The organism is Streptomyces sp. NPDC005963 (genome assembly GCF_040638655.1).
Classification (GTDB): domain Bacteria; phylum Actinomycetota; class Actinomycetes; order Streptomycetales; family Streptomycetaceae; genus Streptomyces.
The window spans coordinates 121,937-145,858 of record NZ_JBEXVD010000020.1; the positions used below are offsets into that span (position 1 = coordinate 121,937).

Annotated in this window: 23 protein-coding genes; 11 read left to right on the top strand and 12 right to left on the bottom strand. The window is 69.1% G+C overall.

The features are described from left to right. Positions 1 to 237: 237 nt before the first annotated feature. From ABZ348_RS24290 to ABZ348_RS24300, 3 genes are all read right to left on the bottom strand, one after another. On the bottom strand, positions 238 to 606 hold the full coding sequence (locus ABZ348_RS24290; protein ID WP_358936359.1) for a DUF6233 domain-containing protein: 369 nt from the start codon (positions 604 to 606) through the stop codon (positions 238 to 240). Between the two features lie 11 nt (positions 607 to 617). After that, complete coding sequence (locus ABZ348_RS24295; RefSeq protein ID WP_358936361.1) at positions 618 to 830, bottom strand: hypothetical protein; 213 nt, start codon at positions 828 to 830, stop codon at positions 618 to 620. Between the two features lie 120 nt (positions 831 to 950). Beyond that, positions 951 to 1,508 carry a DUF6506 family protein gene (locus ABZ348_RS24300; RefSeq protein ID WP_358936362.1) on the bottom strand — a complete coding sequence of 186 codons (558 nt, stop codon included), beginning with the start codon at positions 1,506 to 1,508 and terminating at the stop codon, positions 951 to 953. Between the two features lie 186 nt (positions 1,509 to 1,694). Between ABZ348_RS24300 and ABZ348_RS24305 the strand changes: the two genes are divergently transcribed. The 3 genes from ABZ348_RS24305 to ABZ348_RS24315 all read left to right on the top strand — a co-directional run bounded on the left by ABZ348_RS24305 (position 1,695) and on the right by ABZ348_RS24315 (position 3,678). Next, a complete protein-coding gene (locus tag ABZ348_RS24305) occupies positions 1,695 to 2,474 on the top strand; it encodes a MerR family transcriptional regulator (RefSeq protein WP_358936364.1) in 780 nt (259 codons plus the stop codon). Then, the gene (locus ABZ348_RS24310; protein WP_358936366.1) at positions 2,471 to 3,304 is read left to right on the top strand and encodes a hypothetical protein; all 834 of its coding nucleotides are present in this window, start codon (positions 2,471 to 2,473) and stop codon (positions 3,302 to 3,304) included. The genes ABZ348_RS24305 and ABZ348_RS24310 overlap by 4 nt, the downstream gene beginning before the upstream one ends. A gap of 122 nt (positions 3,305 to 3,426) precedes the next feature. Continuing rightward, on the top strand, positions 3,427 to 3,678 hold the full coding sequence (locus tag ABZ348_RS24315; RefSeq protein WP_358936368.1) for a DUF4190 domain-containing protein: 252 nt from the start codon (positions 3,427 to 3,429) through the stop codon (positions 3,676 to 3,678). A 241-nt stretch (positions 3,679 to 3,919) separates the two neighbouring features. Here ABZ348_RS24315 and ABZ348_RS24320 read toward each other — a convergent pair whose 3' ends face one another. The 4 genes from ABZ348_RS24320 to ABZ348_RS24335 form a co-directional block, all read right to left on the bottom strand. Beyond that, positions 3,920 to 4,504, bottom strand: a complete 585-nt coding sequence (locus ABZ348_RS24320; RefSeq protein ID WP_358936370.1) for an NAD(P)H-dependent oxidoreductase — start codon at positions 4,502 to 4,504, stop codon at positions 3,920 to 3,922. 152 nt (positions 4,505 to 4,656) lie between these two features. Next, complete coding sequence (locus ABZ348_RS24325) at positions 4,657 to 4,794, bottom strand: hypothetical protein (protein ID WP_358936372.1); 138 nt, start codon at positions 4,792 to 4,794, stop codon at positions 4,657 to 4,659. A 252-nt stretch (positions 4,795 to 5,046) separates the two neighbouring features. Further along, positions 5,047 to 5,544 carry a MarR family transcriptional regulator gene (locus ABZ348_RS24330; RefSeq protein WP_358936374.1) on the bottom strand — a complete coding sequence of 166 codons (498 nt, stop codon included), beginning with the start codon at positions 5,542 to 5,544 and terminating at the stop codon, positions 5,047 to 5,049. A 53-nt stretch (positions 5,545 to 5,597) separates the two neighbouring features. Further along, positions 5,598 to 7,061: an aldehyde dehydrogenase family protein gene (locus ABZ348_RS24335; RefSeq protein ID WP_358936376.1), complete on the bottom strand. Its 1,464-nt coding sequence runs from the start codon at positions 7,059 to 7,061 to the stop codon at positions 5,598 to 5,600. Positions 7,062 to 7,562: 501 nt separating this feature from the next. On the opposite strand from ABZ348_RS24335, the gene ABZ348_RS24340 reads away from it, so the two are divergent. Together ABZ348_RS24340 and ABZ348_RS24345 are read left to right on the top strand one after the other, a co-directional pair. Further along, complete coding sequence (locus tag ABZ348_RS24340; protein ID WP_358936378.1) at positions 7,563 to 8,738, top strand: NAD(P)-dependent alcohol dehydrogenase; 1,176 nt, start codon at positions 7,563 to 7,565, stop codon at positions 8,736 to 8,738. A 228-nt stretch (positions 8,739 to 8,966) separates the two neighbouring features. Continuing rightward, a complete protein-coding gene (locus tag ABZ348_RS24345; protein WP_358936380.1) occupies positions 8,967 to 9,491 on the top strand; it encodes a MarR family transcriptional regulator in 525 nt (174 codons plus the stop codon). 59 nt (positions 9,492 to 9,550) lie between these two features. On the opposite strand, the gene ABZ348_RS24350 is transcribed toward ABZ348_RS24345, so the two are convergent. From ABZ348_RS24350 to ABZ348_RS24360, 3 genes are all read right to left on the bottom strand, one after another. Continuing rightward, a complete protein-coding gene (locus tag ABZ348_RS24350) occupies positions 9,551 to 10,579 on the bottom strand; it encodes an ABC transporter permease (RefSeq protein WP_358936382.1) in 1,029 nt (342 codons plus the stop codon). A gap of 225 nt (positions 10,580 to 10,804) precedes the next feature. Further along, on the bottom strand, positions 10,805 to 11,371 hold the full coding sequence (msuE, locus tag ABZ348_RS24355) for an FMN reductase (protein ID WP_358936384.1): 567 nt from the start codon (positions 11,369 to 11,371) through the stop codon (positions 10,805 to 10,807). Beyond that, entirely contained in the window at positions 11,368 to 12,453 is a 1,086-nt protein-coding gene (locus ABZ348_RS24360) for an LLM class flavin-dependent oxidoreductase (RefSeq protein WP_358936385.1), read from the bottom strand. The genes msuE and ABZ348_RS24360 overlap by 4 nt, the downstream gene beginning before the upstream one ends. Before the next feature lie 311 nt (positions 12,454 to 12,764). Between ABZ348_RS24360 and ABZ348_RS24365 the strand changes: the two genes are divergently transcribed. From ABZ348_RS24365 to mnhG, 6 genes are read left to right on the top strand one after another with little or no spacing between them, the layout of a single operon-like run. Beyond that, positions 12,765 to 15,677 carry a Na+/H+ antiporter subunit A gene (locus ABZ348_RS24365; RefSeq protein ID WP_358936387.1) on the top strand — a complete coding sequence of 971 codons (2,913 nt, stop codon included), beginning with the start codon at positions 12,765 to 12,767 and terminating at the stop codon, positions 15,675 to 15,677. Continuing rightward, positions 15,674 to 16,276 (top strand): Na(+)/H(+) antiporter subunit C, encoded by a 603-nt coding sequence (locus ABZ348_RS24370; RefSeq protein ID WP_358936389.1) that lies wholly within the window; start codon positions 15,674 to 15,676, stop codon positions 16,274 to 16,276. Before ABZ348_RS24365 ends, ABZ348_RS24370 begins: the two co-directional genes overlap by 4 nt. After that, on the top strand, positions 16,273 to 17,922 hold the full coding sequence (locus ABZ348_RS24375) for a Na+/H+ antiporter subunit D (protein ID WP_358936391.1): 1,650 nt from the start codon (positions 16,273 to 16,275) through the stop codon (positions 17,920 to 17,922). The genes ABZ348_RS24370 and ABZ348_RS24375 overlap by 4 nt, the downstream gene beginning before the upstream one ends. A gap of 7 nt (positions 17,923 to 17,929) precedes the next feature. Beyond that, positions 17,930 to 18,535 carry a Na+/H+ antiporter subunit E gene (locus ABZ348_RS24380; RefSeq protein ID WP_358936393.1) on the top strand — a complete coding sequence of 202 codons (606 nt, stop codon included), beginning with the start codon at positions 17,930 to 17,932 and terminating at the stop codon, positions 18,533 to 18,535. Next, positions 18,532 to 18,849, top strand: coding sequence for a monovalent cation/H+ antiporter complex subunit F (locus ABZ348_RS24385; protein ID WP_358936395.1), 318 nt, complete (start codon positions 18,532 to 18,534; stop codon positions 18,847 to 18,849). Before ABZ348_RS24380 ends, ABZ348_RS24385 begins: the two co-directional genes overlap by 4 nt. Then, positions 18,846 to 19,220: a monovalent cation/H(+) antiporter subunit G gene (mnhG, locus tag ABZ348_RS24390; RefSeq protein WP_358936397.1), complete on the top strand. Its 375-nt coding sequence runs from the start codon at positions 18,846 to 18,848 to the stop codon at positions 19,218 to 19,220. Before ABZ348_RS24385 ends, mnhG begins: the two co-directional genes overlap by 4 nt. Here the strand turns inward: mnhG and ABZ348_RS24395 are convergent. Together ABZ348_RS24395 and ABZ348_RS24400 are read right to left on the bottom strand one after the other, a co-directional pair. Then, positions 19,217 to 20,473 (bottom strand): MFS transporter, encoded by a 1,257-nt coding sequence (locus ABZ348_RS24395; RefSeq protein ID WP_358936399.1) that lies wholly within the window; start codon positions 20,471 to 20,473, stop codon positions 19,217 to 19,219. The genes mnhG and ABZ348_RS24395 overlap by 4 nt on opposite strands. Before the next feature lie 193 nt (positions 20,474 to 20,666). Continuing rightward, the gene (locus ABZ348_RS24400; RefSeq protein ID WP_358936401.1) at positions 20,667 to 23,876 is read right to left on the bottom strand and encodes a helix-turn-helix domain-containing protein; all 3,210 of its coding nucleotides are present in this window, start codon (positions 23,874 to 23,876) and stop codon (positions 20,667 to 20,669) included. Between the last annotated feature and the right edge of the window lie 46 nt (positions 23,877 to 23,922).

Here is a 23,922-nt window from a genome sequence, read left to right on the forward strand (position 1 = left end):
CCCGCGCACCTTTCCCTTCCGCACCAAGCGCCCCTGTCTCGACACCGACTACTACGCCACCTACAAGAAGTCCCATGTGGCCCTGGTCGACCTCCGCAAGACGCCGAACCGAAGTCAACGCGCGGTGCCCGGTACCCCGAAAGAGGTTGAGATCGGGCACGGGCGAGGGGCCGCCGACCGTCATCGGGACCCGCCGACCGTCATCGCTGGTCCGGTGCCGGGGGAGTGCCTGAGCGATCATCCGGGCAGGTCGATCGTCGTATCCGCGCGGCATCCCGGACACGCCGTGACCCCCTCGGCCATGGCGCTGCGGGCCTGGGCGCGCGTGAGCGGTTGGCTGTCTGCGGCGGGTATCCAGCACTCGGCGGTGTGGACGGCGACCGGCCCTGCGATGCTCCGCTCCAGGACCCAGCGTGCGTGGGGAGTCGAGCGCGGCGACCGTTGCGGCGGGGAGGGGACCGGACCGTTCGGACGTTTGCGTGCCAGACGCTGCTCGGCCCTCCCGATCCACCGTTCCGTCTGCTCCAATTGCTGGAGCTGCACCCGCCGCAGGAACCGCAGCATCTCCAGTTCGCCCCGGAGTCGGGCCCGCTCGGAATCGTTCATCGTGAGGTGATTCAGGCTGCGGCGAGGAAGGTTCGGTCGCGACTCTCGGGCGCCCCGCCCCGGTGCCCGGCCAGGAGAGGGAGATCGCGGCCGTGGGTGGGAGTGAACTCCGCCGGCTCCTTGACCTCGCGGCACAGCGCGCTGCGTACGGGGTGCACGGGCTGTGTCTGGTGCGGTCGTAGCTGTGCATCGAGGAGGTCGCGCGGGAACGAGGAAAGAGCCATGACCAAAATGGTACGCCTGTTCGAATCTCGATGGCGCGGACGCCTGCCCTGCACGCCCACACCTCGATGGGGACATGCCCCAGTGCCACCACTGACGCCGGGGACAGCCGCATCGCGGACCTACGAACGGGCGGCGACCCCCACCGGAATCCGTCCGTCAACCGCCGCGATCACGGCTGCCACATCGGGCGCGGTGAAACCTCCGTACAACTCGATCAGCTGGACCCGATCAGCGAAGTCGGCCGCCACCGCCGCCCCCAGATCCGGGTGCGAGACCGCGACAAAGACCGAGCGCGAGTCGCCCTCGTGGTGGACGAAGTGCTCCCTCGCCGGTCCGACCCCCTCCTGCACGAAGACGAAGAGTGCCGTCAGGGCGGCACCCGCAGTCGCCCGCTCCTTGTAGTCGGCAACGCTGGTCAGCGACTCAAAACCGAAGAGGACCGTGCTCACCCGGGCCCGCCCCGCTACCGCTGCTTCGACCGCGGCGGTCCAGGTGTATCCGGTCGCACCGCACAGATCGATGTCCTCGACCCCACGGTCGACCAACTCGACCGCGAGGGCGACCGCGGCCTCGACGGAGGAAGCGGCCACGATATGGGTGCCCGACTTCTCGTCCCCGATGCGCACGGCGCCCCCGGCCCCAGCGGCCACATGGATGATCGCTCGATCGCCGGCCACGACTGCCTCCTTCATGGTGTGCACCAGTCGCACTTCCCTCCGGGTAACGCCAAGGATCGACTTCGCTATTTCCCTGCGGTGCCCAACTGCGACCGCCACCGCGGACCTTGCCGGTGATCCACGCCGCCCGGCGCGCCCGACGCCGGTGGTTGACCTTGCCGCAAGGTCATGGTTTCCACTGGTGCCATGAGAATCGGAGAGATCGCGGCGCTCGCCGGAGTCACCCCGCGTACCGTCCGCCACTACCACCACCTCGGGCTGGTCCCGGAGCCCGGCAGACTGTCCAACGGATACCGGGACTACCGCCTGGCGCACGCCATCGCGTTGGTACGCGTGCGGCGCATGACCGAGTTGGGGCTGGGGCTCGCCGAAGTGCGCGACGTACTCGCCGATGACGAGGGGCGCGAGTTGGTCGAAGTGCTGGAGGAACTCGATGCCGACCTCGCACGCCAGCAGAAGGTCCTGGAAGAACAGCGGGCCCGACTCCGTGAACTCGTCGACCGGGCGGCCCAGGGACTGCTTCCTGCCGAAGGGCCCGTCTCCCCGGAACTCGGACGAATCCTGACGGCGTTGGGCACCACCGAATCGCCCATGGCCAGCAAGGACCGGACCCACATGGCCCTCATCGACGGCATGTTGGCACCCGCGGATCGAGAGCGGATCTTCGCCGCCCCGCGGCCGTGGACCGAGGACACGGAGCTACAGGAACGCATCGCGGCGCTCTACGAACGTCTCGACGCACTCGCCGACGCTGACGTCGATGACCCGCGCATCGGCCCGCTCGGCCTGGAACTCGCCGCCTGCGTACCCGATGAACTGCTGTCCTCGATGAATCCGGAAGGCGCCGACCTCGCCCAGATGGACGACACCTTCGGTCATGCGTTCCTCGCGGACTTCGCTCCCGCCCAGGCCGCCGCGGTGCGGGCGATGCTGGCCCAGCTGACCGGACGGGGCACTGCACGGTGAACGCGGCCGGAATCGTCCTGCGAACGGCGCTGGCGGCGGAGCTCACCCTTGCCCTCGCCCTCCTGACCGGTGTCGAAATGCCCTGGACTCCCATCGGCTGGGGAGCGTCCTTGGCCGCCGTGGTGATCCTCGCGGAGACGGCCCTCGTCCGACGGGCGTACCGGGTGAACCGCCGGTCGGGCGAACGGCGACGGACCGCACTGGTCTCAGCGGTACGCACCCTGGTCCCGCTCGTCGTGCGCCGGCTCCTGGCACACGAAGCGAGGAGCCTGTGGAGCCTCGGCACATGGGTACTGCGTCGACGCAACGGGACGGTCCCCGGCGGGTGCACCGCTGCGTACACCGGACCGCAAACCGCCCTGATGTGGGGATTGATCGGCGTATCGACAGTGGAGACGGTGGCGTTCGCCGTACTGCTCGCACCCTGGCCGCTGCTCCACACCGCCACCCTGGCCATCCATGTGTACGGACTGGTGCTGATGGTCGCTTTGCACGCGGCCTGTGTCACCCGACCTCATGTGGTCACGCCGGACGGCTCTCTGCGTCTTCGCTACGGCGCGCTGTTCGATCTGCGGATACCCGCGGAACACATCGTCCGCGCCCGTGTCGAACGACGCTATCCGATGGGGAGTCTGGTGCAACCGCGCGATGACGGGTCGTTGGATCTCATCGTGGGCGGACAGACCACCGTGACGGTGGAACTGGCCGCGCCGCTCCCCTTCGTACGGCCCCTCGGAAAACGGGGCACGGCGCACACGATCCGATTCCACGCCGACGACCCGCAGTCATTGGTCTCGGTGTGGGGAGCCGTTCGGGTCGAAGAGTCGTAGCACAGCCCCGTGGGCGCAGGAGTGCGGAGAATTTGGGCGGACGACGACTGAGGAGGGACCGTGCGGGAACACGCGTGCACAGAAAGGTACGAACCCCGACCTCATGTCCAACGGGAGAAGCCATGCACAGCTTCAGCAGTACCTCCGCCGCTCGCGGCCGTTCCTACGCCCAGGGGCTGGCGATCGTCAGCCTGGTGTGCGGAGTCCTCGCACTCTTCCTCTTCAGCCTCATCCTCGGTCCGCTGGCCATACTGGCCGGATATCTGGCACTGCGCGAGGCACCGCGATCCAGTGTGGGCATCGCGAAGGCGGGCATCGGCCTGGGCATCGCGGCTCTGGCCGTGTACGCGGTCCTGATGGTCGCCCTCTCGTGACCCTCGCGCGCCACTGTCGTCATCGGCGTTGCCACGCACGGGCGCCGCACTGAACCACCATCGGTACATGCGTCATCACACGATCACCAGGTGCGCTTCAGATGTTCCGACCGCCGGCACGAGGGGTCGGGCCATCGATCACACCAGTGGGCCTTTCTGGCTGACAGTGCCGAAACCGCCGCCTCGGCAGCGAGAACCGGCCCGCCCGATGAGTCGGGGGACCGGTCGTCACCATCAGGCGTCACACGGCCGTAGACGCATCCTGGGCGGCGGTGCGCAGCGGCTTCAGTGCGTTGCTCCACGCGATCAACTGGTCCAGCATCGGACCCACCGCATCGACCTGTACCGCCTGCGGTGTGAAGGTGGTGAAGTTCTCGAAGTCCGTGAACAGCGACAGCATCACCTGATTGCGCACGGTGGCCACCTGCACCTCGGCCATGATGCCGCGCAGGTGCTCGATGGCCCGCGCGCCGCCCGCGCTGCCGTAGCCGACGAACCCTGCGGCCTTGTTGTTCCACTCGCCGTAGAGGAAGTCGATGGCGTTCTTGAGCGCTCCCGAGGTGGAGTGGTTGTACTCGGGGGTGACGAAGACAAATCCGTCGTACGAGTCCACCAGCGCCGACCACTGGCGGGTGTGGTCATTGGCGTACTGCCCGAACGACGGCGGGGCGACCTCGTCCAGCAGGGGCAGTTGGACGTCACGGAGATCGACGATGTCGAACTGGGCGTCATCCCGCTGGCTGGCGATGTCGTGGACCCACTGGGCGACGGTGTCGCCCACGCGTCCCGGGCGGGTGCTGCCGACGACGATGGCGATCTTGGTCATATCGTTTCCTTGTTCCTGTTGCGGGGTTGTCCGGTGGATGCGCGGTGGCTCCCAACCGGGGGATGGGGCCCGTCAGAGAGCGGGTTCGCTGAAGGGGCGGGTCTCGTTGTCTACCGCGCCGGTCGCGCGGACATCGGTGGGCGCGGCGGTGCTCACCGGATTCCTTCCGGGGTGGCGGTGCGGACATGGGGGGCGACGTGCTCGACGAAGCGGGCGGTCTGGTCCTCGCTGTCCGCGTTGACGGGCCAGAGGAGGAAGGAGTCGCAACCGAGGTCGTTGCGATAGCGCACCAGGGTGTCGATCCAGAAGCGGGGCGGCTATCAAGGTCCAGGCATCCAGGAACTCCGAGTGATGTAGATGGTCCTGCACTCCGGCGAAGTCCCATCCGCCTTCATCGGCCAGTCGGGCGAGCCTGTGTGCGGATGCCGCCCCTGAAGCGTTGGGATCGATGGTGAGGCCGACGGAACCGGTGGGGATGGCCATGGTCCTGCTCCTGTACGTCGTGGTGCGGGCCGGTCGGACTGCTGGATGACGCGGGGCGGTCAACCGACCGGTTGGCGCGGACCCTGTGCGGGAAGCCGCACATCACGCCCGGTCAGCTGTTCTCGGAGTACCTCACTGATGAGCCGCAACTGCTGGAGCTGTTCTTCGGTGAGGTGGTCCAGCAACCGCGACTGCGCACACTCGGCGTGCCAGGGAGCGGCCTCCTCCAGAGCATCGTGACCCGCCCCGGTGAGCCGGGCCAGATGGACTCGACCGTCTGTCACGCTGTTGAGCCGCTCTATCCAGCCCCGCTGTTCGAGCCGGTCGGCCAGATGGGAGAGGCGGCTCGTCGACACCCCGGTACGCCGGGCGAGCTCGGTCATGCGCAGCCGCTGGTCGGGGGAGTCGGAGAGCCAGGCCAGGATCTCGTAGTGGATCTGCGACATCCCGCTTTCGCGACGCAGCCCCTGCCCCAGTTGTTCGGACAGCAAGCGCGCAGCCGTCAGGAAGGCCCGCATGGTCTGCTGCGCATCGGGGGCGAGCTGGCCGGTGACCATGGTGTCCTCCTGGGGCTGTCGTCGGCGGGGTTGTGGACGGTTGGCGGTCGGGGTCAGTTGGAGCGGGGGGCGGGGTGGACGATGTGTTTGATCTCTTGGAATTCTTCGAGGGCGCGTTCGCCGTTGAGTCGTCCGATGCCGCTCTGTTTGAAGCCGCCCTCTTCGATTTGGTCGACGATGACGGCCCAGGTGTTGGTCCAGACGGTGCCGGCGTCGAGTTCGCGGGCGATGCGGAGGGGGCGGTCGACGTCGCGGGTCCAGATGCTTGCGGCGAGGCCGTATTCAGTGGCGTTGGCGCGGTGGATGGCGTCGTTTTCGTCGTCGAAGACTTCGAAGGTGGCGACGGGTCCGAAGATTTCCTGTTGAACGATGGGGCGGTCGAGGTCTTGGACTTCGATGAGGCTGGGCCGGACGAAGGCGCCGCTGGCGAGCGGGCCGTCGGTGATGCGTCCGCCGCGGACCAGGAGGGTGGCGTATTCGGCTGCGTCGGTGATTTCGCGCTCGACTCGTTCGGCGTTCGCCCGGTCGATGAGGGGGCCCATATCGCTGGTCGGGTCGCTGGAGGGGCCGACGCGTACGGCTTGGAGGGCGGTGGAGAGCCGGGAGCGCACCTGGTCGGCGATGTCGCGTTGGACGAGGATGCGGCTACCGGTCATGCAGAACTGTCCGGTGAAGGTGGTGATGGCTTTGGTGAGGACGGGGATGGCTGCGTCGAGGTCGGCGTCATTGAAGACGATCATGGGCGTCTTGCCGCCGAGTTCGAGTGACATGCCCTTCAGGGTGGGGGCTGCGTCGGCCATGATGCTGCGGCCGACGTGGGTGCTGCCCGTGTAGCTGATGACGTCGATGTCAGGGCTGGCGACGATGAGTCGCGCTCCGGCGCTGCTGGACTCGCTGAAGGCGTTGAAGACGCCCGGCGGGAGGCTGGGGGCGTTGCCGATGATGTCGAAGAGGAGGGCGTTGGTGAGGGCGGTGTGTCCGGGGAGTTTGAGGACGACGGTGGCGCCGGCGGCGAGGGCCGGGGCGAAGGAGCGGACGGAGAGGATGACGGGGGAGTTCCAGGGGGCGATGACGCCGGCGACTCCGACGGCTTGGCGCAGGGTCATCGAGTAGAGGCCGGGTTTGACTTCCAGGGCGCGTCCGGACTCGGTGAGGGCGAGCGCTGCGTAGTAGCGGATCTTGGAGATGGTCAGTCCCACTTCGAGGGCGGCTTCCGAAGTGATCTTCCCGTTTTCGCGGGAGAGGAGGGCGATGAGTTCGTCCTGTCGGGCAGCCATGCGGTCGGCCATCTCGAAGAGGGCGGTGGCCCGTAGATCGCGGTCACGCGACCAGTCACCGGTGGCGAACGCACGACGGGCCGCGTCGATCGCCGCCCGCGCTGCGTCCGCGCCGCCATCCGCATAGGTACCGATCACCTCACCGGTCGCGGGATCCAACGACTCGGCAACCTGTGACGAACCGACCCACTCGCCGCCGATGAAGTTGCGGGCATGGGTGGGACTCTCGATGTTGGGCATTCTGACATCTCCGTGAGTGCTGGTCGCTCCGCCCGGGATGCGTGCCCGGAGGTTCGGAGAGACGCTGATCTGGTGGCGTGGGCCGAATCCCGGGGCGAGGAGTTGTCACGGGACCAAGGGCCACCCCCTGCACTGCCCTGAAGGTTTGACTCTCCTGTTCAGGGCGGGGTACCACGTCAATTTAGTTCGTTTCTCAACGAAATATAGCACCCATAGCGTCGGAGTGCGGGGAGCTATTCCCACCCTCGGTGAGTGGACTCCCGGGCTTCTTGACCCTTGACTCAAAGCATGTCTATGCTTCGTTGTGCAACGAACTAAATTGCGTAGTTGATCCAGAGCTGCGCAAGGAAACGAGAGAGCTGGGGGAGGGCCTCAGAGGCCGCCGCCACAGCTGTTCGTCTGCGTTCCGTTCCAGGCCGCCGCGGCGGCAGATGGGTCACCGCCCCCGCCAGTGGCACCCGCCCTGTCCCCGGGGAGCGCATCCGGTTGGGAGAATCGATCATGGCGGTAGCAGGGGAATCCCCCTCCCCGCAGACATCCGAAGGCTCCGGCCCCGCGTCCCTTGCGGTGAAAGCCGCAGTGGTCCATGACAAGGGCGGGCCGTTCGTCTTCGAAGACCTGGAGCTGGACACCCGACTCCGCCCCGATGAGGTGCTGGTCAAGGTGGTGGCGACCGGGGTGTGCCAGACCGACATCCATGTGCGCGACCAGGCGCTGCCCGTACCGCTGCCCGCCGTCCTCGGCCATGAAGGCGCAGGCATCGTCGAACGGGTCGGTGACGCAGTGACGTCGGTCGCGCCGGGCGACCACGTGGTCATGTCCTACCAGTCGTGCGGCCACTGTCGGCCGTGCCTGAGCGGCAGCCCCGCGTACTGTGCGGTCTCGTTCCCCGCCAACTTCGGCGGCTCCCGCCTGGACGGGACCAACGCACTGCACCGGGGTGAGGCCACCGGTGGTGAGCAGATCCACGGCCACTTCTTCGGGCAGTCCTCCTTCGCCACCCACTCCCTCGCCACCGAACGCAATGTCGTCAAGGTCGACCCCGACGTGCCGTTGGAGCTGTTGGCTCCCCTCGGTTGCGGCCTCCAGACCGGAGCCGGTGCCGTCCTCAACTCGCTGAGGGTTCCCGCCGGTGCGTCCGTCGTGGTGATGGGCACCGGCACCGTCGGGCTCGCCGCCGTGATGGCCGCCAAGGTCGCGGGTGCGGCCCCGATCATCGCGATCGACATCGTTCCCGAACGGCTCGCGCTCGCCGCGGAACTCGGCGCCACCCACACCGTGAACGTCAAGGAAGAGGACGTCGCCGCGCGCATCGCCGAGATCACCGGCTCCGGCGCCGACTTCGTCCTGGAGATCACCGCACGCCCCGAGATGCTGACCCTCGCGGTGGACGCGCTCGCACCCCTCGGCACCGCCGCCCTGATCGGTGGCGCACCCGCTGGAGCCCGGGCGGAAGTGGACATGAACGCCCTCCTCGGCGGGCGTCGCGTCCGGGGGATCGCCCAGGGCGACTCCATCCCCCAACTGTTCATCCCCCAACTCATCGACCTCTATCGGGCCGGTCGTTTCCCCTTCGACCGGCTGGTCACTCCGTACGCCTTCGACCAGATCAACGAGGCGGTCACGGACACGCGGACGGGAGCTGTGATCAAACCCGTTCTGCGCGTCAGTGCGTAGTGGCCCACGTCCCGAAACGGGAGCGTCCGTGTGCTTGCCGGGTGTTCCGGCCTCACCCCTCAAGAGGAAGTGCGTCATCTCCGATTGCCCTCATCCCCCAGCCCGGTGAGTGAGTGATCACGTTCAGTGTGCGGCGGGCCCGGCAGACACCGTTCTGCCGGGTCCGCCGTCGTTCATGGGGGTGGCCGGCCCGATATCATTCGTTGTGAAACAAACCGTGGAGGGGCCATGAGCCTGAACACCGAGAATGATGTGCATGAGGCTGCCGGCAGTTCCGAGCCGGGCGGTGCCTCGCCCTCGCGTGCGTTGAACCGTACGGAGCGGGCGGTCTGGCTCGGCTTCCTGTCCACCCATCTGAAGCTGCTGCGCACGCTGGACGCGGAGCTGGTCGCCGCCGAGCGCATTCCGATGTCGTCCTTCGAGGTGCTGCTGACCCTCGCGGAGGCCCCCGAGGGGCGGTTGCGGATGAAGGACATCGCCGCGTCCCTGCTCATCAGCCGGAGCGGACTCACCCGCATCGTCGACGACCTCGAACGGCAGGGCTTCGTCGAACGGCACAAGTGCCCCACCGACGCCCGCGGTTTCGACGCCGTACTGACGGACGCGGGCAAGAAGGCGTACCGCCGGGCCCGCAAGGTGCATCTGACCAATCTGCGGCGGGAGTTCCTCGACAAGCTCACCCCGGAGCAGCTCACCGCGCTGGCCGGAATCTGGGCGGCGGTCGGCTACGACGAGACCGCCAACGCCTGCTGAACCGGGTCATGCGGCCCCGTTGGGCAGCCGGAGGAGGGCGTCACACGTGGAGGGGGCCGTCAGGCTGCGTTTCGTCGTTGTCGGGCGCGCTCCACGAGCAGGAGGCCCGTGACGCCCGCCGCGGTCCACAGCACCAGGATCGCCACACCGGACGCCACTCCGTCCCCGTGGAAGTAGGCGAGGCCGTTGACGGCCCGTACGCCCACTCCCACGGGTAGTGCGACGGAGAAGGGGTGCAGCCACTCCGGGAGGAACTCGGCCGGCAGACTGCCACCGCTGGTCGCGTTGCCGATGGTCATGAAGAGGATGGCGGCGAGGCTCGACCCCACCACCCCCCAGCCGCGGACCAGCACCATGGTGGAGGCTCCGACCGCCAGTGCGACCAGTGCGACCAATCCCGCCACTCCGATGAAGGGTGCCGGTAGTGCGCCGAAGGCGGCGACGATGGAGGCCACCGCCACCCCGCCGACCCCGCCGAACGCGGCGAGACCGGCCAGCCGTCGGGCCGGCGATATGCCGGGCGCGAGCTGGAAGGTCATGATTCCGAAGAGGTATCCGGCGAGCACCAGGCCGAAGGTCGTGTAGAAGACGGAGAGCCCGCGGGTGTCATCGGCGGACGCCGGTACGAGATCGGCCGGCTCCAGTTCTCGCCCGTCGTCCTCGGCCAACTGCCCGAAGGCGTCGAGCAGGATCGAACTCACCGCGGGCCCGTGTGCGCCGGCGTGGAGGAGGTGCGGTCCGCTGCTGCCGGGGCCGTCGGGTACGTAGGCGGCGAAGGCGTCGCCGTGTTCCACGGCTTCTCGCGCGGTGGCGGCGTCCGACATCGGCTCGACACGAAATCCTCCGGGGCTCCGGACGTCGAGGCGATCCTGCACCGTCTGTGCCGTTGTCGCCGTGCCGACCACGGTGACCGGCAGATCGCGGGGGACAGGGGCGTGGAAGGCGGAGAGGTACACACCGATGAAGACCGATCCGATCGCCACGGCCAGGACGACCGGTAGCAGGATCGTTGCGAGCGCCGACCGGTTCCGCGGCGGTGGAGTCGAGCCGCTCGCGGTGCGCAGGGTGCGGTGCGCTGTTTCGGTCATGTCTGCATTCCTTGGTGGTGCGGACTCGACGGTCCGAGAGCTCGGGGCGACGGCGCATGGGGAGCGCGGCGTCCGGTGCCCCGGGTCGGTGTGCGACAGGCCGGGGAAGCCGTGAGGAGGGCACGGAGTCGACCGGAGTCCGAACGGCGACGACCCTCAATATAATTAGTTCAGCAACTAACTATATTGAGGGTGGGCGCACCCCGTCAAACGAGGTGCGCGGGATCAGTCGACGCTAGTGGCCCTGATGGCGGTCAGCGCCTTCGCGACGGGCACCACATCGGCCACGGCCATCTCGACGCGCTCGTAGACCTCGGGGTTCAAGATGGTGGTGCCGTCGAAGTCCCCGGAGCTGAGGTAGACGCCCGCGGGCGCGGTCCACGCCTGGAGGAACCCGAACAGGGGTCGCATGGCGTGCTCGATGACCAGGGCGTGCCGGTCGCTGCCTCCGGTCGCGGCCAACAGCACGGGCTTGGCCGCCAGTGCGTACTGGTCGACCAGATCGAAGAAGTGCTTGAACAGGCCGGTGTACGAACCCCGGAAGACCGGGGTCGCCGCAATGACCAGGTCCGCTTCCTCCACCGCCCGGAGCGCCTTCTCCACGTCACCACCGGCGTCGTCCCGTTCGGCGGCGTCCGTGAATCCGGGCCCGAGCGCGTGCAGCTCGATCAGCTGCGACTCGATCTCGGTACGTGCCGCCAGCGTCTGGAGCATCAGCTCCACCAGTGCGGTGGTCTTCGACGGGGAACGTACGCTTCCGACCACCGCCACCACCCGCAGCGTCTCGGTCATCGACCCACCGCCTCGACCGTCGTGGTGGGCGCGGACGACCGGAGCGCTGCGATCTCCCGACGGACCACCGGTGCCACCTCGCTGCCCAGCAACTCGATGGCCTGCATCATCTCCTTCTGCGGCACATCGCCGAAGCCCAGCTGGATCATCATGCGGTCGTGCTGGAACAGCTCGTACTGCGCCATGATCTTGTCAATGATCTCCTGGGGGCTGCCGAGGAAGAACGCGCCTGCGGGCGACGACTGCGCCTCGTAGGCCATCTTCGGCATGGGGACGCCCTGCCCCCGCTGGTGGTGGTTGGCCATCCAGCCCGCCTGGAAGTACGGGTGTGAGACCTCGATGGCCTCCCGGTGGGTGGGGGCCACGAAGCCCGGTGAGTTGATGGAGACCTTCAACTGTGCGGGGTCGTGCCCCGCCTCGGCCGCGGTGGCCCGGTACAACTCGACGAACGGGGCGAACTGGCGGTAGCTGCCCCCGATGATCGCCAGCGAGAGGGGCAGCCCGAGCCGGCCGGCGCGCACCACCGATGCGGGGGTGCCGCCCACGGCGACCCAGACCGGGAGTTCACGCTCCGGCCGCGGGGTGATGTCGCCCTCCATCAGGGAGGGCCGCAAGGAGCCTTGCCAGGTGATCGGGTTCTCCTCGCGCAACCGCAGCAGGAGGTCCAGCTTCTCCGCGAAGAGGTGCGCGTAGTCGTTGAGGTCGTATCCGAACAGCGGGAAGGACTCGATGTAGGACCCGCGGCCGGCGATGATCTCCGCCCGCCCTCCCGAGAGCAGGTCGAGGGTGGCGAACTGCTGGAAGACCCGTACGGGATCGTCCGAACTCAACACCGTCACGGCGCTCGACAGTCGGATCGTGCGCGTGTGCTCGGCCATGGCCGCCAGAACCACGGCAGGGCTGGAGACGGCGAAGTCCGTACGGTGGTGCTCGCCGACCGCAAACACATCGAGCCCCGCCTCGTCCGCGGCCCGTGCCTGCTCCACCAGCTCACGCAGGCGAACGCCCGGGGTCGGGGGCTGCTGGGTCGAAGGGTTCGGCGTGAGCTCGCCGAAGTGGTAAATGCCGAGTTCAAAGGCCATGGGAACGCTCTCCGGAGGGTTGTTAGTTAGTTGCGCAACGAACAACCTATATCGGGTGTGCGCTATTCCCCATGGCTGGCCCCTGCACCGCGCCCCCTGCTGCCACCGGACGGATGCACGCTGACCGCGCACGGCCGCTCCGCCGCCCAGGAGGTGACGGCACTGGGCCAGCAGGGGAGACCTCGGGCCCGGTCGACGGATCGTCGGCGCGCCGACAACGGCAAGCGGTGTGCCTCCTTATAGCTATATTGCGTGCCTTCTGTCCTCATCGTGGTGACCGTCAGCGGCAGCGGGCCGGGCTCCGGAGCCGTATGGCAGCGTTGATCCTCGTCCACTTCCTCGTCGCCCTCTGCGCGGGCCCGCTCGTGGCGCGGCTGGGAACCCGGGCGTTCTCTGTACTGGCGGTGCCACCGGTCGCCGCTCTGGCCTGGGCCATCGCCCACTGCCCCGATGCGGCAGCCGGCGGGTCCGGAACCGCCTCACTGCCGTGGCTACCCGCGTACGACGTGTCCCTGGCGTTTCGCTGGGACGCGCTCGGGCTGCTCATGGTGGTGCTCGCCGCCGGGGTCGGCGCGCTGGTGCTCCTCTACTGCGCTCGGTACTTCGCCGATGACACCCCGCTCCTGGGGCGCTTCGCGGGCAATCTCCTGGCGTTCGCCGGAGCCATGCTCGGGCTCGTCCTCGCCGACGACCTGGTGGTCCTCTACGTCTTCTGGGAGTTGACCACTGTCTTCTCCTATCTGCTGATCGGCCACGGCAGCGAGCGCAAGCAGAACCGTCGATCGGCGCTCCAGGCGCTCACGGTCACCACCTTCGGCGGGCTGGCCATGCTCGTCGGCTTCCTGATGTTGGGACGGGCCGCCGGCACCTACCGGATCTCGGACCTCGTCGCCCACCCCCCGGAGCCGTCCGGGACCGTGTCGGCCGCGATCGTGCTCGTCCTCCTGGGCGCCCTGTCCAAATCCGCGATCTGGCCCTTCAGCGTGTGGCTGCCCAACGCGATGGCCGCACCCACACCCGTGAGCGCCTATCTGCACGCCGCCGCGATGGTGAAGGCGGGCATCTATCTGATCGCGCGCCTGGCACCCGCGTTCGCGGACACCCCGCCCTGGCGGCCCGTGCTGCTCGTACTGGGCTCCGCGACGATGCTCCTCGGCGGCTGGCGGGCTCTGAGACTCAACGACCTCAAACTCGTCCTCGCCTACGGCACCGTCAGTCAACTGGGCTTCCTCACCGTCCTGGCCGGCGCCGGATACCGTGACGCCGCACTCGCGGCGGCGACCATGATCGTGGCGCACGCCCTGTTCAAAGCACCGCTGTTCCTGGTCACCGGCATCGTCGAACATGCGTCGGGCACCCGTGACCTGCGGCAGTTGTCGGGGGTGGGGCGGGCGCTACCGGCCGTGGCCGCCGTCGCCGTCATCGCAGGGGCATCCATGGCCGGATTGCCACCCCTGTTGGGATTCGCAGCGAAGGAAGCGGCGTTCACCGCGCTGGAAAGCGGCAGCGCCGCCGACCGCTGGGCGCTCGCCGCCGTGGTCCTCGGCTCGGCGCTCACCTTCGGCTATACGCTCCGCTTCCTCTGGGGCGCCTTCGCCCGTAAACCCGGGCTTGCGGACACCCCCGTACGACCGATCGGCCCGGCCTTCCTCGGACCGCCCGCCCTGCTCGCCGCGGCCTGTGCGGTCCTCGGGCCGGGTGTCGTCTGGCTCGACCCGCTGACCAGCGCGTACGCCGCGGCCTTCCCGGCGCCCGCGCACCCCTACCACCTCTCGATCTGGCACGGACTCGGGCTGGCCCTGCTGCTGTCGGGGGCCGCTTGGGCAGGTGGTTCGGCGCTCTTCGTGCTACGGACGCCCGTGGCGCGACTGGCCCGCAGGGTCGCCTGGCCGACCGCCGACCGGGCCTACGGACTGGTCCTGTTGGGACTGGAACGCCTCTCCTTGCAGGTCACCGGCTTCTTCCAACGCGGATCGCTTTCGGTCTACCTCGCCACCGTGCTGCTCGTCATGCTCGTGGGCCAACTCGCCGTTCTCGTCGTGGACCAGCCGTGGACCGGCGCCGCGCCCCCACGGCTGTGGGACGACCCCGTACAGGCCGTGATCGCCCTGCTCACCTGCGCGGCGGCGCTGTTGTGCCTGACCGTGCACCGACGGATGAAGGCCGTGGTTCTGGCCGGGATGACCGGATACGGCACCGCACTGCTCTTCGTCGTCCACGGCGCCCCCGACCTCGCGCTCACCCAGTTCTGCGTGGAGACGGTCTCGCTGTTGGTGTTCGTTCTCGTACTGCGCCGGATGCCCGTGTACTTCCAGGAGAACATTCCCCGCCGCCGACTGTTGGTGCGCGTGCCGCTCTCCCTCGCCTCCGCGGCCACCATCTCGGTCGTCCTCTGGGTGGTGGCCACCGCTCGCCGTGCCGACCCCGCAGGCGGAGCACTCGTCCAGGCGACCGCCGAACACGGGGTGAAGGACGTCGTGGCGACGATCCTCGTCGAGTACAGGGCTTGGGACACGCTCGGCGAATCGGCCGTCCTCGCCGTCGCCGCGGTGGGCGTCACCAGCCTGGTCTACCTTCATCGACGGACCGAATCGCCCGACGACTTCGCCTACGAGGCGCGCACCGTGCCCGGGACGGTGGACGCTCCCACCGCCTGGACGATCGGCTCCCGGATCATCACCCCCGTACCCGACCCCGCCGACACCGCACCCGAGCGCACCTGGCTCGCCGCAGGACGCACGCTCTCGCCGGAGTACCGGTCCGTCGTCTTCGAGGTCGTCGCCCGACTGGTGTTCCACCCGATCCTCGTCCTCTCCCTCTACCTGCTGTTCTGTGCCGAGAACCTCCCCGGCGGCGGCTTCGTCGCCGGGCTCGTCGCGGGGGTGGCGATGATGGCCCGCTATCTCGCCGGAGGACGCCACGAACTGGCCGAAGCAGCCCCCGGCCACCCCGGACTCCTCGCCGGGATCGGGCTCCTGCTCTCCTCCGGAGTGGCCTTCCTCGGACTCGTCGACGGCACCGCACTGCACCCCTTCTCCTATGAAGGACACCTTCCGGTGTTCGGCGACTTCCACATCGGCACCCCCCTCTTCTTCGACGCCGGTGTCTACCTCCTGGTCCTCGGTGTGGTGTTGGACGTCGTCAAGGCGCTGGGCGGCCGGGTGGACCGACAGATCGAGCGGGAGGTCGCCTTGCGCGAAGCCGCCGAACGGGAGGCCCGATGACCGTCAGCCTCACCCTCCTGATCACCGCGGGCGTGTTGTGTGCCGCGGGCGGTGTGCTGCTGTTGATGCGCGCCCTCAGCCGCATCCTCATCGGCGCGGTGATCCTCAGCAACGGCATCAACATCCTGATGCTGGCCTCCAGTGGTGCCGCCGGCCAGGCCCCCCTGCTCTATCGGCAGGTACCCCTGGCAGACGTCAGCGATCCACTGCCCCAGGCCATCGCCCTCACTGCCATCGTGATCACCCTCGCCACCACGGCGTTCTTGTTGTCCATGGCCTACCGTAGCCAGCGCGTGAGCGGCACGGACGAGGTCCAGGACGACATCGAGGACCGCCGCGTCGCACTCCGCGCCGAAGTGCAGGAGGAGCGTGCGGCACTGAGGGAGCGCCATGGGCCGAGGGGCCGGGGGCCCGAAGGCGACCGGGCCGAGTACCGCACCGAACGCCGCAGACTGCGCGGAGTGCTCAGGGAGGACCGAGCCTTCCAAGCCAGGGCCAGGGACGCATCGGGCGACCTCTGGAACGACATCCTCGGCGAGGACCCAGCCGACCCAGGCCCTCCCCGACCCGCCGATACAGCCGCGGAGGGCCGTCGATGAACGCGCTCGTGCCCCTGCCCGTACTCCTGCCCCTGCTGGCGTCCGGCGGTGAACTGGCTCTCGGGATGCGCTTCCCCCGCGGTCAGCGCATCGTCAGCGTCGTCGTTCTCGCCGCCGTCCTCGGACTCTCCGTGACGCTGCTGATCGCGGCCGAGACCCACGGTCCGATCGTGGTGCACCTCGGTGACTTCGCACCTCCCATTGGGATCACCCTCGTCGCCGACCGGCTCTCCGGACTGATGCTCACGGTGTCGTCGGCCGTCACCCTCTGCGTCCTGCTGTACTCCCTGGGCCAGGGCATGGCCGACCGGGACGACCGCACCCCCCTCGCCGTCTTCCACCCCGCCTATCTGTTGTTGGTGGCAGGGGTCTCCTGCACCTTCCTCGCCGGTGACCTGGTCAACCTCTACGTCGGCTTCGAGATCATGCTGGTCTCCAGCTTCGTCCTCCTCACCCTCGGTGGAACGGCCTCCCGGGTCAGGGCCGGCTCCACCTACGTCGTGGTGTCGTTGATCTCCTCGATGATCTTCTTCACCGCGATCGCCCTGACCTACGCGGCGGCGGGCACGGTGAATCTCGCTCAACTCGCCGTACGGCTCGCGGACCTCTCCATCGGGGTGCGGACCCTGCTCGAAGCGATGCTGCTGACCGTGTTCGCCGTGAAGGCGGCGGTGTTCCCGCTCGGTGCCTGGCTGCCCGACTCCTACCCGACCGCCCCGGCCCCGGTGACCGCTGTCTTCGCGGGTCTGCTCACCAAGGTCGGCGTGTACTGCATGCTCCGCACGGAGACCCTGCTGTTCCCCGGCAACCGGCTGGGCCATCTCCTGCTCGCCGTCGCACTGGCCTCGCTGGTGATCGGCGTCCTCGGCGCGGTCGCCCAGACCGACCTCAAACGGGTGCTGTCCTTCGTCCTGATCAGCCACATCGGCTATATGGTCTTCGGCATCGGGATCGGCTCACGGGCCGGCATCGGCGGCGCGATCGTCTACGTCGTCCACCACATCACCGTGCAGACGGCGTTGTTCCTGGTCGCCGGACTCATCGAACGACGTAGCGGAACCACCGAACTCACCCGGATCGGCGGACTGGCCAAGGGCGCGCCCGCGCTCGCCGCGCTCTTCTTCCTGCCCGCGCTCAACCTCGCCGGAATCCCACCGATGTCCGGTTTCATCGGCAAGCTCCAACTCCTGCGGGCGGGTGTCGCAGTCGCCGATGCCTGGGCATACACCCTGGTCGCCGCGGCGTCCCTGACGAGCCTGCTCACCCTCTATGTGATGGCCAAAGTATGGAACCTCGCGTTCTGGCGGGCTGAACCTCCCGATCGACCGGTGCGGGGCACGGTCCTCGAAGAACAGGACGTCGCCGACGACCTGGGTGACGACGACACCGACGCGGGACCCGGCGGAAGCGGCGGTGCCACCTCGTCGGGGCCGGCCGGGCAGGCGGTGACCGCAACCCTCTCCGGTCGCGCCATCACCACCACCACCGACCGGTTGCCCCGCACCATGACCTGGGCGACGGCTGCCCTGGTGCTGCTGTCCCTCGCGTACACCCTGCTCGGCGATCCGTTCACCTCGCTCGCCGAACGCACGGCAGGTGAACTCCTCCAACGCTCCCCCTACATCGAGGCGGTCCTCGGCCGATGACGCCCGCATGATCTCCCTGTCCTTCCGCGACCCCGAACTACCGCGGTTCAGCTGTGCGGTGGTGGGGCGCCGGCGCCGTGTGCTGGACCTACCGCTGATCGCCTGGCTCACCGTCGTCTGGACCCTGCTGTGGGGCACGCTGACCTGGGCGAACCTCATCACGGGCGCGGTGGTGGCGGTGGTGGTGTGCCTGGTCTTCCCGCTCCCGGTGGTCAACATCGGTCTACGGCTGCATCCGCTGGGCATCGTGCGGCTCGTCGTGCACCTGCTGTGGGACATGTACACGTCCGGGCTGCGGGTCGCCCGCCCGATGCTCGACAGCCGGCCCTATCGCGCGGCCGTGCTGGCGATCCCCCTGCGGTGTCGCACCGATCTGATGCTGACCGCCACGGCGATCGCGGTCTCCAACGTCCCCGACGGCTCCGTCGTCGAAGTGCGCCGTTCCAACGCCACCCTGTTCGTCCACATCATGGAGGCGGACCACGCGGACGCAGCCGACCGCGCCCGACGCTCGGTGTGGCGCATGGAGGAGTTGATGGTTCGAGCGTTCGGTGACCGGGACGAGATCGCCCGGGTCCGCCTGGCGCCGCCCGGACGGGAGGGCGGACGGTGAGCGCGCCACGCACCCTCGACCAGGTGCTCCTCGTCGCCGCCGCGGTGATGATCCTCCTCGCCGGTGCCCTGGTGCTCTTCCGGGTCTGGCGGGGTCCCTCCATGCTGGACCGGGCGATGGCCCTCGACGTCTGTGCGGCGCTGATGATCGCAGGAATCGGCGTCCGGGCCGCGCTCACCAGGGACTCCTACTACTTCCCCAGCATGTTGGTCCTGGCGTTCCTCGGATTCACCGGCTCGGTCGGCATCGCGCGCTTCATCGCCGTCCGTGACCGGGCACCGGACCGGCCCCGGTCGGGGGAGGAGAACCGGTGAGCGGCTGGGCACAGACGGCGGACACCGCGGGAGCGGTGCTGCTCTTCATCGGCGCCGCCTTCAACCTGGTGGGGGCCATCGGCATGTTGCGGCTGCCGGACGTGCTCTCGCGCAGCCATGCGGCCACCTATCCACAGGCGTTGGGAATGCTGTTGGTGCTGGTGGGGGTCGCACTGAGGCTCCGCAGCGGCATCGACCTCGGTACGTTGGGACTCATCGGCTTCTTCCAACTGCTGACCGGGCCCGTTGCCTCCCATCTGGTGGCACGGGTCGCCTACCGCACCGGCCATGTCGGCCGTGAGGGGCTGCTCTACGACGAGTTGGACGAACAACTGAGCCGGCGGCCCCCGGGCGGCGAGACGTTGAGCTAGCCCCCAGGGCCGCGCGGTTGCCGATTGGAGAAGTCGCGGGCGCTGGGTACGAGGGCGGCCAGGGCGGGCGCGGTGAAGCAGATCAGCGCGCAGACCGCCAGGACCGCTTGCGTACCCCAGGCATCGATGGCGGGGGCGATCAGGGCGAGACCGATCGGCGCCAGCCCGTACGACAGCATGAAGTCCAGTGAGGAGACCCGGGCCAGCTTGTCGGGTGCCACTTCCCGTTGGGTCGCCGTGAACCAGGGCACGTTGAACAGTTCGATGCCGAGGCCGGCGACCGCGTAGGCGGCGACCACCACGGTCGGATGCACGGGGAAGACCAGACTCAAGGGAGCGAACCCGTAGGCGGCGAGGGCAGCCAGAGCCGTCCACCCCTGGGCGCGGGGGCGCCAGCGGGCGATGAGGAGGGCCCCGCCGAGTGCACCCGCCGTATACGCGGTGGTCGCCGCGGCGAGCAGCACACCGGTGTCATAGCGGTCCCTACTGATCAAGGGGAGTGCGACGCCCGTCGCCGAGTAGCCGGTGGCGATGACCGCCGTCAGCGCGCCGAGGGTGGCCAGGAACCACGGATGGGCACGTGCCTCCCGGATCCCCTCGGCGAACTCCTTCAGGAAGGGGGTCCGACGTGCAGGGGTACGGGGAGTCGGTGAGCCCGGCCCCGGGGTCAGTGCGGCGATCAGCCAGAGCAGTCCGATGCCCAGGAGCAGGGCCCGACTGCCGAGGACCACGGCGAACAGGGCCGTCAGCGTGGGGCCGGCGAGGGTGGTGACGCGTACGGCCAGGGTCATGGCCGCGTTGGCCTGTTGTCTGCGATCGAGGTCCACGACCTCTGCGGTGAGCGCCTGGAACGCCGGTCGGCAGGCTCCCTGGCCGGCTCCGGCCAGCGCCGCGGCGACGGCCATGAGCGGCAGGGAGCGGCCCAGGCCGGCGGCGAGCAGGGGGGACGAGGCGGCAGCGGCCAGCCCGGACCAGAGGACCACACCCCGGCGGGAGTGCCGATCGGCCAACACCCCGCCGACGGGCACCGCCGCCAGGAAGCCGACCGTCCGGACGGCGAGGAGCAGCCCCAACTCGGTGGCGGGCACCGCGCGGTCGAGGACCGCGAGTCCGAGGACGAAGGGCAGCGCCCAGGTGGCGAGCCCCGAGGCCGTGGCTGCGAACCAGAGACGCAGGAAGGCGCCGTCACGCAGGACGGAACGGGTCGGTGGGTCGGCTTCGGCGGTGGGGAGCGCCGGAGGTGTGGCGGTCATCGCGTGCCGCTCCTGTCGTCGAGCGATCGGTGGCGGTGGGCCGGTGTTACGGGGCGGGTCGCCCGCTGGAACCCGGAGTCAGGGGGCTGGGACGGTGTGAGGGGCACTGCCGTGCGGTTGAACGGGGCTTCGGCCGGATTCCTGCGCCCGGTGGGACTCGCTCCACCGTGACCGGCACGCGGCCGAACCGCGGTCAGCAGGTGTCTCGATACGGGAGGTCCGGCACGTGGGCCCTCCAGTCCTTCCGGGACAGGCCGCCGTGCGCCCGTTCACAGACGTGCGCGGCCACCAGCCTCGGGGCGATCGGGTGGGTGCTGGGCTGGCTGTGACTCCCGTCGACGGTCAGGGTCTCGCCCCGGGGGCCGAAGACCAGGGAGCGGACCGTGTCTCCCGCCGTGAGCAGCGGTATCCCCAACGGCTCCCCGGAGGCCGTGTCCCAGAGTCGGACGGAACCGTTGTCACCGCCCGATGCCAGGACCTGACCATCGGGTGAGTACGCGAGTGCCGTCACCGCTTCGGCGTGCTCGGGGGTGGGGCCCTTGGAGGTCGCCTGGAGCGTGGCGAACCGCTGCTCGTACTTCCGGTCCCAGATGGTCACCCACCCGGTGGCGCTGCCGAGGGCCATGCGATCTGCCTTGCCCGGGGCGAAGGCCATGGCGGTGGGGCTCCCGCTGGACGGGGAGGCCGACCGGACCGGCTCCGTCGGGGCCCTGACCGTCGGGTCCAGGGAGTGTCCGAGCACCAGGGTGCGGATGGCCGGTTCGGACTCCTCCTCGATGAATCGGATCACCCTGTTCGAGGGGTCGAAACCCAGCGACTGCACCCGGTGCCTCAATGCGTACTGGTAGATGGGTGCCGAGGTGTCCACGAGGCGCCAGACGAGGATCTCCTGGTCATCGGCGGTGACGAGGAAAGCCCCGTCCTCGCTCACCTGCGCCTCGCGTAGCCCGGGCAGCTTCATCGACCCCATCGCCTTGCCCCGGGCCAGGTCCCAGATCTGCACCCGGGTGTCGGTGACCATGACCAGACGGTTGGTGGGGGACGGGACGAGGACGCCCAACGCTCCCTTGGCGCAGGCGCTGCGGGAGACGACTTCCTGGCGGGGCAGGGCGATGCGGCGCAGCGGGCGCAGGCCCCAGACCTCCAACGTGCCGGACGGAGTGCAGAACAGGATGCTCTGACCGTCCACACTCAGCGTCGACCTCGGGATCTTCCCGCTGCGGTGGAACAAACGGCGTTGGCGGGGGACGTTCCACACACTGAGCGACGTGTTCGATCGGGTGGCGATCGTGTGGCGGTAGGGGCCGGTGACGGAGACGACGTCCTCCGTGGAGAAGGGCAGCCCCACCACGGTTCCCAGCGTGTTGTCCCGGTGTTTGACCCGCCCGTTCGCCGTGGAGAGGAGCAGTTGGCTGCCGTCGTCGGAGTAGCCCATGACCTCCTCGGTCGCATGGAGTTGGAAGTGGTGGGTGGTGGTGCGACCGGCCGTGTCCCAGACCTGGACCCGGTCGTTCTTGGCCGTCAACACGAAGCGGCTGTTGGGGCCGATCGGGGCGATCACTTCATGACCCTTCGGTATCTCGAAGATGTCCTGCTCGCGTTGGGTGGCCGCACCGAAGAGGGCGCTCTTCGCCTCCGCGGTGGGACTGATGTGCCAGGCCGCGACGCTGAGCCGCATCGCCGTCCGAGGGTCGCCGTACCGTAGGTTCTGCGCCAGCGAGGCGAGGCGTCGCGAGGTGGACTCGGCGTGGCGCTCCGCGCCCGCGCGGTCCCGTTGCCAGGCGGTCATCATGGCCACCAGGGTCAGCACCACCAGGACGGACACCGAACCGATCAGGGCACTCCTGCCCCTGCGTTGTCGCATCACGGCGGATGTGCTCGCTCGGAGGAAGTCGCGTTCCAAGGCGGTGAGTTCCGTGAACCGTGCACCGCTGCGGAAGGACTCTTCTGCTTCGGCGAGCCGCAACCCCCGGTAGAGAGCGCCCTCGTCGCGGTGCAACTCGTTCCAGGCCGCTGCCGCCTCGGTCAGTCGGCGATGCACCCGCAGCACGTGCCGCGCCTCGCCGATCCAACCGTTGAGCCGGGGCCAGGCGGTGATCAGGGCCTCGTGCGCGAGATCGACCGTCTGCCCGTCCAGGGTGATCAGACGGGCCGAGGCCAACCGTTCGAGGACGACGTCCGTGTCATGGGAGAACGTGCTGCCCCGAGTGCTGCCCCGCGGGGCGGGGCGCCCGGTCTCCAGTTCGCTCCGCTGCACGGGATGACGAGTGTCCGGCGTGCCGTCGCCGGGGGTGATCAGCCGCAACAGGATGCGCCGGGCGACGGCGGCCTGTGCGGGGGAGAGCCGGGAGTAGGCGTTCTCGGCGGTGGTGGCGATCGCGGACCGCACTCCGCCCACGGCCTCGTACGCGGAGACGGTGAGCGTGCGTCCCTTGCGTCCACGCCAGGTCTCCAAAAGGGCATGGGACATCAGGGGCAGCCCACCCGGCTCGCCGGCGATCTCGTCGATGATCCGTGCGGTGAGTTCGCGCTCCACGGTCAGTCCGGCCGCCAGAGCGGGTTTGGTCACCGCCTCGCGCAGTTCGTCGGGGGTCATGGGGCCGATGAGCAGACTCGCCACCCGCAGGGCGTCGGCGAGGGAACGGTCGTCGGCGCAGCGCCCGTAGAAGTCGGCGCGGACGGCGATGACGATCCGGAGCCGGCTCGCGGGGGCGAGCGCGGTCAACAGCCGTTCGATGAAACGATTCCGTTCGTCGGCGTCGACGCAGAGGGTGAAGATCTCCTCGAACTGATCGACGATGACGACCGTGTCCCCTTCGCCTTCTGCGGGGGTGAGCACCTGGGCATGGGTGCGGGTCGGCCGGCTGCCGGGTGTGAGGATCCTGATCGCCGAAGGGCGGGGGCCGTCACGATCCGCCGCCCGCAGTCTCGGTACGAGCCCCGCTCGGAGCAGCGAGGACTTGCCGCTGCCCGAGCTGCCGACGACGGCCACGATCCGATGGGTGGCGACGAGCGCGGTGAGATCACGGGTCTGCGCGACGCGCCCGAAGAACCGGCTCGCGTCGTCGGGCTCGAACCTGGCCAGACCGCGGTACGGCGGCTCAGCATGGGCGCACTGCCGGGTACGGCGGGCGGCCTCCTCCTCCGCCGCGTCTCGCCAGCGGGCTTCCCACTCCGTCGGATCCCCACCGCAGGCGCGCGCATAGGCGAGGGCCACAGGCAGTGACGGTAGTTGCTCCCCGGACGCTGCCCGGGAGAGCGTCGTGACCGAGTAGCCCGCGCTCTTCGCCATCACCCGGTAGGTCAGGCCGCCTGCTTCGCGCCGGAGCGCTCGCAGGTGGGACGCGAACTCCTGGACGGGTCCCGAGCCGGGGTCGATGGGTGCTTCCCGACGCCCTGCCATCTTCGCCCCCGTATCCCGCGTCCCGCACTGGTCCGTGGTCACGCTA